The 13,112-nt window shown below is 54.9% G+C and carries 9 protein-coding genes and 1 tRNA gene; 9 read left to right on the top strand and 1 reads right to left on the bottom strand.

Annotation, left to right across the window (positions count from 1 at the left end; all coding sequences use genetic code 11):
• Nucleotides 1-372 precede the first annotated feature (372 nt).
• From ENN66_04965 to ENN66_04925, 9 genes are all read left to right on the top strand, one after another.
• The gene (locus tag ENN66_04965; GenBank protein HDS15951.1) at nt 373-2,145 is read left to right on the top strand and encodes a DUF342 domain-containing protein; all 1,773 of its coding nucleotides are present in this window, start codon (nt 373-375) and stop codon (nt 2,143-2,145) included.
• Nucleotides 2,146-3,744: a murein biosynthesis integral membrane protein MurJ gene (gene murJ, locus ENN66_04960; protein HDS15950.1), complete on the top strand. Its 1,599-nt coding sequence runs from the start codon at nt 2,146-2,148 to the stop codon at nt 3,742-3,744. It abuts the gene before it with no gap.
• Complete coding sequence (mltG, locus tag ENN66_04955) at nt 3,741-4,781, top strand: endolytic transglycosylase MltG (protein HDS15949.1); 1,041 nt, start codon at nt 3,741-3,743, stop codon at nt 4,779-4,781. The genes murJ and mltG overlap by 4 nt, the downstream gene beginning before the upstream one ends.
• 232 nt (nt 4,782-5,013) lie before the next feature.
• Nucleotides 5,014-6,015, top strand: a complete 1,002-nt coding sequence (galT, locus tag ENN66_04950) for a galactose-1-phosphate uridylyltransferase (GenBank protein HDS15948.1) — start codon at nt 5,014-5,016, stop codon at nt 6,013-6,015.
• A gap of 58 nt (nt 6,016-6,073) precedes the next feature.
• Entirely contained in the window at nt 6,074-7,531 is a 1,458-nt protein-coding gene (gene glgA / locus ENN66_04945; protein ID HDS15947.1) for a glycogen synthase GlgA, read from the top strand.
• A gap of 36 nt (nt 7,532-7,567) precedes the next feature.
• Entirely contained in the window at nt 7,568-9,985 is a 2,418-nt protein-coding gene (locus ENN66_04940; protein ID HDS15946.1) for a hypothetical protein, read from the top strand.
• Nucleotides 9,986-10,010: 25 nt separating this feature from the next.
• Complete coding sequence (locus tag ENN66_04935) at nt 10,011-10,409, top strand: response regulator (GenBank protein HDS15945.1); 399 nt, start codon at nt 10,011-10,013, stop codon at nt 10,407-10,409.
• 52 nt (nt 10,410-10,461) lie between these two features.
• Nucleotides 10,462-10,537: transfer RNA gene (locus ENN66_04930), tRNA-Ala, on the top strand.
• A gap of 72 nt (nt 10,538-10,609) precedes the next feature.
• On the top strand, nt 10,610-11,923 hold the full coding sequence (locus ENN66_04925) for an NCS2 family permease (GenBank protein HDS15944.1): 1,314 nt from the start codon (nt 10,610-10,612) through the stop codon (nt 11,921-11,923).
• A gap of 76 nt (nt 11,924-11,999) precedes the next feature.
• On the opposite strand, the gene ENN66_04920 is transcribed toward ENN66_04925, so the two are convergent.
• Nucleotides 12,000-13,112: HAMP domain-containing histidine kinase (locus ENN66_04920; GenBank protein ID HDS15943.1), on the bottom strand; the 1,113-nt coding region annotated here is incomplete at its 5' end.

Below are 13,112 nucleotides of genomic sequence, written 5' to 3'. Positions count from 1 at the left end.
TTCTCTTTTATAACCGGTTGACTTGAGACTGTCAAACTATTTGTCAAACCGAACCTGGCGAGCTCGTATTAACGCTTGAATCTCGCGACAACAGGATGGCACACTGTAACCGCTCCGAATGCGGGGCGCCAGAAACCCGAGGCCTGCGGCGGCCATCGAAGAACGCCACCGTGACGCTCTCCAGGCCAAAGCCGGAAGAACTTGCAGGGCCCACCAAGACCGGGCGAGTCGTTACAAAGCCATCAAACTTGCAGCGGAAGGCCCATAATTGAGTTGTTCGGACCGCGATAAACATGTTATAGGAACATTCGGCAAATCGCACCCGAACGGACACCATGCGCTCAACCCGACGGTTAAAAAAGAGAGGACACCTTGACGGAGAGTATCGAACTTCTGGATATACTTCTGCACCTGGATGAACGCCGGGGGCTTGAATATGCTTTCCTTTCAATCCGCCCCAACACCAGAATCACAGACCCTGAAGATCCCGCCGTTTTGCCCGCGATCGTGGAAGCCGTTGTCAACCAACTCAAACAAAAAAAGATCGGTCACGGCATCATCCCGAAATCAGATCTGATCGCGGAAATAACCCGTTATCTAGCCGACTACGATAAAATCCGGGCGCAGAAGACATTTTTCACCTTTCCGCTCGCCGCCCCCAGCCCGCCGCAGCCGGGTATCGACGGCAACCTTGAAATTCTGATCGAGCTCAAACTGAAACCAGGCAAAATCTGCAATGAAAAAACCGGCAAAATCGACTACCATGACCTGGGTTTCAGCGAAAACCTGATCCATCAGGACGAGCCCCTGGCAATCATCACCCACGCCACGGCCGGCCGCGACGGCATTGACATTTTCAGCCGACCGATCAAAGCCCGACCCGGTCAGGAGGCAAAGCTCCCCTCTTTTGACCGTAAAACCATTTACCGTACGGATAACCCCGAATTCAATCAAACCATTCTCAGGGCCGGCAGCACCGGGTTCCTCTACCACGAACCCGAACGCGGATACTTCATCAGCAAAGACGTCCTGGCCAAAGAGATTAATTTTTCGATCGGCAATATTGAAGTCAATGATTTTTCCGAAATTGATTCAACCATCAAGATCTCCGGCAACAAAGACATCCTGCATGAATCGGTCAAGCCGGGTTTTTCCCTGAAATCCCGAGAGATCATTATCGACGGCAATGTCGGGCGCGGGGCCACGATCGAAGGCGACAGCATCATCATCTCCGGCATCGTTGACAGCCAGGCGAAAGTTATCGGTCGGCGGATTGAAATCGGCAAAGTCATCGGGGCCCATGTCGAAGGAGATGAGATTAAAATAAACCAGGTTGTACAGAATGCCACGATCAGCGGCCGGGAAATTAGGATAGGTTCCTGTCTGTCCTCGACCATCCTCGGCGAAGAGATTTACATCGAGCGCGAGCTGCGTTCGAGCACATTATCCGCCGCCCGCTTCATCTTCTGCCAGAGTACCAGAGGAACCATCCATTCAAACCTGAGCATCAACCCCCTGGTCATACCGAGTTTTCTTCGACAACTCGAGAAGCAACGCCTCACGGTAGAAAAGCAGCGCCAACTCTTTCAGGCAGAAAAACAAAAACTCATCCGCCAGGCAAAGCTTCACGAGGGCCAACACCGACCACAAGTTGAAAAGTTTTACCGACAAGTGGAAGAAGCCAAAAAGATATCCCTTAACACAGGCCAGAGGAAGGTGCTTGAACAGCTGCTGGCACAGGGCCGGCTCGATGATATAATGCATCGTTTAAAACTTAAGTTTTACGCCGAAACCCGTCACAACCTCGAGAATTTCGCCAAAAGCCTTGAGCTCTTGCACAGCCTGGAGAGCTCCACGGCAAACCTGGAACGAAAATTCAACCAGGAATCGTCAATCCAGCGGAAGATGGAGGAAGCCCACAAACTGGGCCTGATTCTGATCGGGGCGGAAAATTCCGGCGAGGCCAAGATCTGTTTCGGCGATCACAGTCTTGCGCCGTCGATCTATAACCACAAACTGCTTTTTTATTACGATGCCCCCAGGGAACAGATTCTGGGACTGGAAAAATTCGGCCTCCGCACCCAGCAGAAACTTTTATCCCAGATAAGCTCGCGAGCCCTGGGGCTTATCAACGAACTCCGCTGAATGTCAAACTCCCCCAACCAATCGCTCGCAAACCTGGTCAAGAACGCCGGCACCGTCGCCTTCGCTACCCTTTTAAGTCGAATCCTGGGCTTTGTCCGAGACATGGTCACCGCCAGCTACCTGGGCACCTCAATCTATGCCGATGCTTTTTTTGTCGCCTTCAGGATTCCCAATCTCCTGCGTCGACTGTTTGGCGAAGGTTCTCTGACCTCGGCTTTCATTCCCGTCTTTTCCAGCTATTTAAGCGTCGGCAAAAGGGATGAAGCCCGCGCCATCGCGCAGACCGCCATGACCTTGGCCTCCATCTGCCTGACAATCATCACCCTGCTGGGGATTGTTTTTTCCCCTCTGATAATCTCCCTGATCGCTCCCGGGTTCAGCGCCACCCCGGAAAAATATGAGCTCGCGGTGTTTCTTAACCGGATCATGTTCCCTTATATCCTGTTGGTCAGCCTGGTGGCCCTGGCCATGGGTATCCTTAACGCCGACGGCCATTTCTTTATTCCGGCCCTGGCCCCTGTCCTGCTCAATCTGTGCATGATCGGCGCGGCACTGGGATTGAGTCAAATTCTGGGCAACGCCGCGCTGGCCCTGGCAATCGGGGTTCTCGTCGGCGGTCTGGCCCAGCTCCTGTTGCAGCTTCCGGTCCTCAAAAAACATGGCTTTCCCTGGTGTCTCCGAGGCAATTTTCGCCATCCGGCCATCAAGCGGATCCTGATCTTAATGGGACCTTCCCTGCTGGGCCTGGCAATTACCCAGATTACGATTTTCTGCAACACCCTGCTGGCCTCTTTCCTGGCTGACGGCAGCATTTCCTTTCTCTACTTTGCCGATCGCCTGATTCAGTTTCCCCTGGGGGTGTTCGCGGTCGCCCTGGGCACCGCCGTGCTGCCCGCCTTAAGCCGGGCCGCGGCCGAAAAAAACTGGGCCGAGTTCTCGCTGAATCTGTCCCTGGCCCTGCGCCTGCTGATTTTCATCACCCTACCGGCCATGATCGGCCTGATGGCTTTAAGCCGACCGATTGTCTTCCTGCTCTTTGAGAGAGGTCATTTCGGTCCTACTTCAACCACCATGGTTTCCCAAACCATCATCGCTTACGCCACCGGCCTCTGGGCCTACGCGGCCCTAAGAATCATCGTGCCGGCGTTTCATTCCTTGCAGGATACCAAAACCCCGGTCAAAATCGGAGCCCTCGCCCTGCTCTGCAACCTGATCAGCGCATTCATCCTGATGCATTTCTTTCACCATCTCGGCCTGGCCCTGGCAACCGCCATTGCCGGCGCGGTCAACTGCCTGCTGCTCATTTTCGCCCTCAAGCAACGCCTGGGCCGGGACGTCAGCATTGTCGGCTGCGGCCGGGCCCTGGGCCAGGGATTTCTGGCCACGACCGCCATGGTCGCGGCTATTCAGGGCCTCGATTTTCTTCCCCTGATCGCTTCAGACTACCAGAACCACCTGCGCGAAGGTTTACGGCTGGGGTTAAAAATTACTTGTGGTCTTTTTGCCTACCTTGCCTGCGCCCATCTATTAAAAAGTCCGGAACTGGCCGAACTCGGCAACTTACGCCGCCGGCGCAGGAAAAGAACGGGAAAACCATGACGGCGGCTGAAAAGAAATGCTGCATGCGACGAAGGCGGTTTTTCATCGCGATAGCGATGATCTCGGGAATCATCGCTATCGGCGGCCTGGGAAGCCTGCATCTTTACTTCTTCGCCCATGCTCCGGGCCCGGGCCCGGAGCAGATCATTCTCATCGAGGCGGGCAGCAGCCTGCAAAAGATCGCCGCCGACCTACACGAACAACAGCTGATCAGTTCACGCAGCAGCTTCATTCTGCTGAACCGCGTCCTCGGCAGCGCGACCCGACTCCAGGCGGGCGAATATCGGTTGGACGCCGCCGCCACCCCCCTGGCCATCATCGACAGCATGAAAAACGGGCGGATTCTGCTTCGCCAGGTTACCATCCCCGAAGGCTTTACCCTGACACAGATCGGGACCAGGCTTCAGGATGCCGACCTGTGCCGGTCGGATGATTTTACAAACCTCACCCAGGCTCCAGATCTCCTGGCCCGATGGGACATCGCGGGAGAAAATGCGGAGGGTTACCTTTTCCCCAGCACCTACAAATACAGCCGGCAAACCAGCTGCCGGCAGCTGGTAGAGATGATGTTGGCAGCCGGACAAGAACGCTGGCGCACACTGATAAACGGTCCGATGGCTCCGGAAGCCCAAGCCCTGACCCGAGGCCAGCTCATAACCATGGCTTCCATAATTCAGAAAGAGGCCGGCAACAAGGCCGAGATGCCACTGATCGCTTCGGTTTTTTACAACCGCCTGCGCCGCGGCATGCGCCTTGAAAGCGATCCGACCACCATCTATGCCCTGAAGGAAAACTTTGACGGCAATCTCAAACGCCGCGATCTACGCCACCCTTCCCCTTACAACACTTACCGGCATCACGGTCTGCCTCCGGGGCCCATCTGCAACCCCGGCGAAGACGCGCTGCAGGCCGCCCTGCGACCTGATCGCAGCGACTATCTTTATTTTGTCGCCACCAAGAACGGCGGACATCAGTTCTCACGGACGTTCAGAGAACATAACCAGGCCGTCGAGAAATATCAACGCCGGCCGCATTGAGTTAAAAATCAGGCTGATTTCCGAATCGCGCCAACCTCTGGCGCCGGAAACGACAGCTCGTACCCGGTTTACAACTCAAAAAAATTACTAAGACGGCCTACTAACAGTTGACGTTCTGCCAGCAAAGTGTATAGTAGGAAGTCAGACCAGTCCAAGCCTGATGGGCTGATTATCCGATAATTAGAGCGGAGCTCGAAATCCGTTCCGCTCCAAGAGCTGAAAAGGCATCAACATGTCCGAATTACGCAAGGATCCCATCGTCGACCGCTGGGTCATCATCTCCCGGGAACGGGGCAAGAGACCCTCGGAATTCAGCACCATGAAACAGGAAAGAAAGAGCGGCTTCTGCCCGTTCTGCCCAGGCAACGAAGACGTGGTTCCCCCAGAGATTCTGGCCTACCGGCAACCCGGCAGCCAGAGCAATGACCAGAACTGGCGCCTGCGCGTGGTCCCCAATAAATTCCCCGCACTTCATATCGAAGGGGACATCATGCGTCAGGGGGACGGGGTTTACGACAAAATGAACGGCATCGGGGCGCATGAAGTCATCATCGAAACCCCGGATCATCAGGCAACCCTGGCAACCATGCCGATCGAAACGGTTGAAGATGTTCTCTGGGCCTACCGGGATCGCATTCGCGATCTGGCCGGAGACGGACGGTTTCGCTATATTCTGGTTTTTAAAAATCAAGGTCTGGCAGCCGGGGCCACGGTCGAACACTCTCATTCCCAGATTATCGCCCTGCCAATTGTCCCCAAAAGAGCCAAGGAAGAAGTCGACGGCGCCAAAAAGTTTTACGACTACAAAGAACGCTGCGTCTTCTGCGATATCATTCAGCAGGAAATCAATCAAGGTTTGCGGATGGTCAGCGAAAATCACGAATTTATCGCGATCTGCCCCTTTGCCCCGCGCTTTCCCTTTGAAACCTGGATTCTTCCGAAAAAACACACCCACGACTACCAAAACAACAGCAAGAATATGATTGAAGGTCTCGCTCTGATTCTTTCAGACACCCTGAAAAGACTGAACCGGGTGCTGGACACCCCCCCCTACAACTTCATTATGCATACCGCCCCGGTCAATTACATCGACACCTCAACCTTCTATCATTGGCATATCGAGATCATCCCTAAACTGACCCGGGTTGCCGGTTTTGAATGGGGTTCCGGGTTTTATATCAACCCGACCCCCCCCGAAGAATCAGCTAAATTCCTTCGGGATGCTAAAATCTGATCAAGCTGCGGGAAATCAAATCTTGGATCACGCTGTTATCAGGAGCTAAGAGAAGGTAATGAAGATTCTGTTTGCCGTTTCGGAAGCTGCGCCTTTTGTCAAGACCGGCGGTCTCGCTGATGTCGCCGGAGCCCTGCCGACAACCCTGGCAGCCCGCGGCCATCAGGTTTATCTTTTCCTGCCGTTTTACCGTGAAATCAGAAAATTGGAGACAACCCCGAATCTGCGGCTTGAGGTTTCGGTTCCCCTGGGCAACATCAAAATAAGCGGCAACATCCTGGAGGTTAACGGCTCCAACCCCAACCTGAAGATCTTCTTTGTCGAAAAAGCCGACTTTTTCGACCGGCCGTTTATTTACGGCCCGGCCGGCACCGACTATCCTGATAACGGCATCCGATTTATCTTCTTCTGCCAGGCAATTCTGGAAGCCGTCGCTCAACTGGGCCTCGCTGTAGACCTCTATCATGCCCATGACTGGCAGACCGCGCTGCTCCCGGTCTATCTGAAAACTCTTTATCGTGACCAGCCTCGAGTTCAGGCCGCCTCGCTGTTTACCATTCACAACCTCGCCTACCAGGGACTACAGGACAAGGATCTCCTTCCGTTGACCGGCCTGGGCTGGGAGGAATTCACCCTGGACCGCCTTGAATTTTTCGATCGGATCAACCTGCTCAAGGGCGGATTGGTTTACGCCGACGGTTTGAGCACGGTCAGCCCGAGCTACAGCCGGGAGATTCTCGAGCCGGAATTCGGCTGCGGCCTCGAAGGGGTGCTGCGGCAGCGCCGTAATGATCTTTTCGGCATTCTCAACGGCGTCGACTACAAAGAATGGAATCCGGCCGAAGATCCCTACCTGGACGACCACTTTCATCGCGAAGACATGGAGGGGAAACAACGCTGCAAAGAAAAACTGGCCCAGACCTTTCAACTTCCCGGCGCTTCGCCGTGGCCGCTGATCGGCATGGTTTCCCGACTGGTGGAGCAGAAAGGTTTTGATCTGATTCTGGAGCTCCTGCAAGAGGTCGAAACCTTTGCGGCCCGTTTCATTTTTCTCGGAACCGGCAACCTCGCGATTGAGAACCGCCTGGCCGATTTAGCCCGCCGGCACTCGGCCCAAATCGCCTTCCTTCACGGCTACGACAATCGCCTGGCCCATCTCATTGAAGCCGGATCCGACATCTTCATGATGCCTTCCCGTTACGAACCCTGCGGGCTCAACCAGATGTACAGCCTGCGCTACGGCACCGTCCCCCTGGTGCGAGCCGTCGGCGGGCTCGCGGACAGCATCAGCAGCTACGATCCTAAAACCGGCGTCGGCAACGGCTTCAGGTTCAGCACCTATTCACCTGGAGCCCTGAAGGAGTGCCTGGAAAAGGCATTGCAACTTTTTCAGGACCAGGGACAGTGGCAAAAATTACGTGACAACGGCATGAGGGAGGACTTCTCCTGGAGCCATAGCGTCTCCGCATACGAAACGCTTTACCAGGAAATCATGGCTCGCTTTCAAAACCGCTAATCCGCATCAGTAAATTCCGGGGCTAACTGAGTCCAGATGGATTCCCTGAAAAAATACAACATTCTCAGCAAAATCATTGAAATCAGCAGCAGTGGTGCCTCGATTGATGAGCGCCTGCAGAAAGCCACCCACTTTCTCTGCATCAGCGGCCTGGCGCCAACGGTTGCCATCTATCTGATGCAGCACCGGGATCGCCAACTGAGCTTGCGTCTGGTTTCGGATTCAGGAGGTTTACTCCCGTTGCCGCTCCCAGCCTTCAACTACGAACTACCGGCGGTCGAAGATCCCTTATGCCGTCCCCTAACCACCTTGCTGCCCAACTTTCTCGACCCTGAACAGGCGGCTCCGGAAGACCTCTTCCGGCAACGGCGCCCCTGGGGCTGGAGTCTCCCCCTGGCAGATGACCACCAAGCCTATGGCATCATGGCTCTGCTCCATCGCGAGCCCTTCACCATGGACTCGGAAAGCATCATCTTCTTTCAGATTATCTGCCGCCAGCTGACCTTAGCGCTGCGCAGTTTCATCCTGAGCAAACGCAATGAAAAAAGAGTCCGGCGCCTGAAGTTTCTTCATCGCATCGGGACCCAACTCAATACCGGCAGGGAACCACAGAGTGTTTTTGCTCAGCTGCCTGACTCCGGTCTGACCTTCTTTGCCAATTCAGCATCCATTCTCCAAGTTTTAGCTCAGGGCAAATCTTATACGGACCATTTCGAACAGGGTTTTTCCAGTCCCGAACAATACCAAGTCGCTCTGGCCGCAAGTCGATATCAATACAACCGGGCCAGGTTTATCAACCGCCCCCTGCTTATCGACACCCCCGCGCAAATACCGGAGGATACGTCCTACAAAGGCTTTTCCAACTACTTTTCCGCCCACATCATCCTGCCGTTGATCAGCCAGGGGGAAATTACCGGAATTCTGGAATTCTTCCTCAGCAACGAACCCCTCAACCAGGAGCTACTGCCGCTCACCAGCGAGGACATTGAACTTCTGCGATTGCTGGCCGACCACCTGGCCGCCACCGTGGAGCGGAGCAAAACCCAAAGCCAGCTCCAGGCCGCCAACCTGGCCTCAGAGCTGCGGACACAACAGCTGACCCTTTCCCACCAGATGAAGAATGCGCTCCTGGCCGCCGACACTCCGGAAAAAATCATTCGCCTGACGCTCGGCGCTCTGGTCAGCAATGAAGGTTTCAAGTGCTCACCGGCGGTCTATCTCGATTTACACGAGCGCGAAAATTACTGGCAATGCCTTTTTCAGGCCACGGTCGATAATTTATCCGGTCGCGGGCCCAAAAAGCTTGAGGGCGACAAGGATATTCTGGAAAAGCTCTCAAGTCACTTGCTGGAAGCAACTCGCTCGCCCGGCAAAAAAGATGGCGACGGGATCAGCGAGATCAGGCTGCCGGCTTCCGACATAACCAGCAAACGTTTTCTGAAGATCCTGAAACATAAAAAACCGGCTCTTGTCGAAGCCAGATTTATCAACCTGCTTCACTCCGAGCTCAAAACCTGGTTGCCTGCGAGCAAAATCGTCACCATTCCGATCTTCAACCAGGAACGTTTGCGCGGGCTGATGCTGGCCGACGGCGACCGCATCAGCCCCCAGGATCTTGATTATATCACCTTATTCACGGATGCCGCGGCCCTGGCCCTGGAAAACACCGAACTCTTCCAGCGCCTGCAGAACTCTCTGGCCAGTCTCAACAACGCCCAGCACCGCCTGGCGCAAAGCGAAAAGTTAATGGCCTTGGGCGAGATGGCCACCAACATTGCCCATGAAATCAAGAATCCGCTGGTTTCGATTGCCGGTTTCGCTCGCCGCTTGCACAGAAAGATACCTAACCAGAGCCAGGAAAAAACCTATAGCCAGATCATCACCAAGGAAATCGAGCGCCTGGAAGAGATCGTCAACAATGTCCTCTCCTTTTCCAAACTGGAAGGCGACAAGTTCTCCGGAGTCAACCTCAACCAATTGATTGAGGATACGGTAGCCCTTTTTGCCCGCCAGCTGAGAAGCAAACGCATCAAGTCAAACCTCGACCTGAACCCGATTTTGGCAGAAGTTGAATGTGACGGCAACCAGCTGAAGCAGGTCGTTATCAACCTGATCAACAACAGTATTCAGGCCATGACCGGCGTTCCGGAACAAATTGAGCGACAAATCCAGATTCGCACCTCTTATTACTGCGACTTAAAGGATCAGGAGTTAAAAGCCCTGATCGAAATCGCGGATAACGGCGAAGGCATTCAGGAACAATTTATTCACGATATTTTCAATCCTTTTTTCACAACCAAGCATGATGGCACCGGACTGGGACTGTCGATCTGCCATCGGATCATCATGAACCATCAGGGAGAAATCCGCATTCACAACCGGGTGGGCAAAGGGGTAATGGTTTCCGTCTCTCTGCCCTTCTTACATAAAATCCAACCAGGACCAACAGCCTAACGGAAACCGGAAAGCGAGCCCTAACATGAGTACACCGCAATACACCCTTTTGGTCGTTGATGATGAAGAAAATATCCGCTGGCTCTACAAAGAGGAGCTCGAGGAAGAAGGCTATATCATCAACGCCGCCGCCAGCGGCGAGGAAGCCCTGAAAATGGTTCCCGAAATCCATCCCGATCTGGTAGTCATGGACATTAAAATGCCGGGCCTGTCGGGAGTCGAAACCCTGATTAAAATCAAGGAAATCGACCGCAACATTCCGGTCATCCTCTGCTCCGCCTATGGTGAATACAAACAGGATTTTTCCACCTGGGCTTCCGATGCCTACGTGGTTAAGGCCGCCAGCCTGGACGAATTAAAAAAGGCCATCCGTGAAGTTCTGGCCAAAAAATATCCGGCGGAAACCGATGCCCGCGGAAAATAAATTTGACAGGCGCGCGATTTTTTAGTAGTAGCGAAAAGCATCAGACAGACATGGGGGATTAGCTCAGTTGGGAGAGCGCAGCGTTCGCAATGCTGAGGCCGAGGGTTCGACCCCCTTATCCTCCACCATCGCCAAGTCGTCGGCTAGAGCCCGACTCCGCCTGCCGGAGTCGGGCTCTTCTCATGTAAGGTCGGCAAAACATCGTGACCGCATTTGACCGTTTTTTCCAGATCAGCACCCGACAAAGCACCATCGGTCGAGAGGTCGTCGCCGGGCTTACGACCTTCGTCACCATGGCCTACATCGTCATTGTCAATCCGGCCATCCTCAGCGCCGCCGGCATTCCCAAAGGGCCGTCCACCACCGCCACTATTTTAAGCGCGGTTTTCGGCACCCTCCTGATGGGGCTCTACGCCAAGCGACCTTTCGCCATCGCCCCCTACATGGGAGAAAACGCCTTTATCGCTTTTACCGTGGTCAAGATCATGGGCTTTTCCTGGGAAACAGCCTTGGGCGCGGTTTTCATCGGGGGAGTGTTATTTACAATTCTCACCCTTAGCGGTTCCCGCCGCTGGTTTGCCAAGGTAATTCCCCCCGGCCTAAAACTGGCTTTCGGGGCCGGCATTGGCCTTTTTCTGACCCTAATCGGTTTGGTCGATACCGGTATCGTACGCCTGGGCGTGATCGGCGCCCCGGTTCAAATCGGAGTCCTCAGTGAACCGCAGGCGGCTCTGGCCATTAGTGGCCTGATTCTGATCGCAATTCTGATGAAACGCAAGGTTCCCGGCGGCATTCTCGCCGGTATTTTCCTGATCGCCCTCACAGGCTGGGTTCTCGGTCTCGCCCCGCTGCCGGAAAAGGTATTCAGCGCTCCGGCGCCTCTCACCGACATCTGGTTTAAAATCGATCTCAAAGGAGCTTTGAGCTGGGGTTTCTTTTCGGTGCTGCTGACCGTTTTCATTATGGATTTCGTCGACACCATGGCTGCCCTGATCGGTCTCGGCGCCCAGGCCGATCTTCTGGATCAGGATGGCAACCTGCCGGATATCGACAAACCCTTGCTGGCCGATGCCCTGGCCACTGTCGTCGGCGCCCTGCTCGGCACGACCACCACCGGGACCTACATTGAATCCGCCGCCGGCATCGAGGCCGGCGGCCGCACCGGTTTGACCGCCGTGGTCACCGCCGCAGCTCTGTTGCTTTGTCTGTTTTTCGCCCCGCTTCTTACTTCAATCCCCGCTTTCGCCTACGGCCCCGCCCTGATCCTGGTCGGAGGCATGATGATGAGCCTGGTCGCCAAGATTGATTTTACAGACTATAACGAATGGATCCCGGCCTTCATCACCATCGCCCTGATGTCCTTTACCTACAATCTGGGCATTGGTATCACTGCCGGCTTCATTTTTCATACCATCATGCAGATCGGCAGCGGCAGGGCCGCCCGCATTCACCCCGGCATGTGGTTGCTGGCCGGGGTTTCACTGCTTTTTTTTATGTGCTTCCCTTACCAGTGAAAAAGCCTGAAGGGTAGTCCCTTTTAGCGGGCCGACAAACAAATCCCCGTGATCGGCGCCAGCAGAAACCCGACTTTCAGGCCTTGGGCAGTTCAATGCCGACGCAAAACCCGGAAGGTTGCAGATTGCGAGCCCAAACCCGGCCCCCACAGGCCTCAATGCTGCTTTTAACAATCGCCAGACCCAGTCCGTTACCTCCTGAACGCCGATTGCGGTCGGCCTGAAGCCGATAGAAAGGCGCGAAGATATTCTCCAGCTCCGCCTCCGGCACACCGGTTCCATGGTCTATTATTTCAACCATCACCTTTTCGCCGCAGCTGCGGCCGACGATCTCGACCTCCACGGCCGCAGCCCTGCCGCCGGACCCGTAGCGCAAAGCATTGCGCAGCAGGTTGGCCAGCGCCCGGGAAAACAACTCGGAATCGGCTCGCAGCTTCAGCTTTGGGTCAAAGCGCAGCTGAAACCGTTCAGAAGATATCTTTTCGCTACGACAAACCCCCTCCGCCACCTCAAGCAAAAGCAAATCCTCAAGCTGTAAATTCTCAGAGCGCAGCTCTGCCCGGGAAAAATCAAGAATCTCATCCACAAGCCGGGCAATATTGTCCGCTTCTTCAGCCACCTCAAGAAAATCGCTACAAACTTCAGGACCAATCTTATTTTCAAGAATCGCCAACCCCATCCGCAAACGGGCCAATGGTGAACAAAGTTCATGCGCGATATCACTTAAGAAGCGTTTCTGCCCTTGAAGATGACCCTCCAGACGCCGGGCCATGTCATTGAGGGCCGAACCCAGTTGGCCGATTTCATCCCGGCGTCCGGTGTCGACGAATTCCTGCTTGAGCGAGCCTTCGACGAGCTTCGAGGTCGCCTGACTCATGCGCTTCAGCGGCCCGGTCAGATGACGAACCATCGGCCACCACCATAACAAGGAGAAAAAAACAATCAGCAGAGCCGCCGCCAGCCAAGGCAGGGGACTGGGATATAAAGAAGAGGCAAACAGGGAGTCGGCCACCGCCAACAAAAGCACAGGAACATAAGCCGTCCGGGGCTGGTTGGGTACCGGCAGCGGCAATCCAAGCCAGTAACGAGTGGGGTTACGACTGCGCCCGCGAAAAAAAGGTTGGCCGAAAGCGGGCGAAAACCTTTCATGCGACAGCGAAGGCCTTAGACGCTCTCCCGACAACCGCCC

It is taken from the genome of Pseudomonadota bacterium, from assembly GCA_011049115.1.
GTDB lineage: Bacteria > Desulfobacterota > Anaeroferrophillalia > Anaeroferrophillales > Tharpellaceae > DSCM01.
The sequence above is the reverse complement of the archived record's forward strand: the minus strand, read 5'-3'. Positions and strand labels throughout refer to the sequence as shown.

Excerpts from the sequence above, each read along its gene's own strand:
- murJ (HDS15950.1), top strand. The coding sequence starts at position 2,146 with ATGTCAAACTCCCCCAACCAATCGCTCGCAAACCTGGTCAAGAACGCC.
- mltG (HDS15949.1), top strand. The coding sequence starts at position 3,741 with ATGACGGCGGCTGAAAAGAAATGCTGCATGCGACGAAGGCGGTTTTTC.
- galT (HDS15948.1), top strand. The coding sequence starts at position 5,014 with ATGTCCGAATTACGCAAGGATCCCATCGTCGACCGCTGGGTCATCATC.
- glgA (HDS15947.1), top strand. The coding sequence starts at position 6,074 with ATGAAGATTCTGTTTGCCGTTTCGGAAGCTGCGCCTTTTGTCAAGACC.
- ENN66_04940 (HDS15946.1), top strand. The coding sequence starts at position 7,568 with ATGGATTCCCTGAAAAAATACAACATTCTCAGCAAAATCATTGAAATC.
- ENN66_04935 (HDS15945.1), top strand. The coding sequence starts at position 10,011 with ATGAGTACACCGCAATACACCCTTTTGGTCGTTGATGATGAAGAAAAT.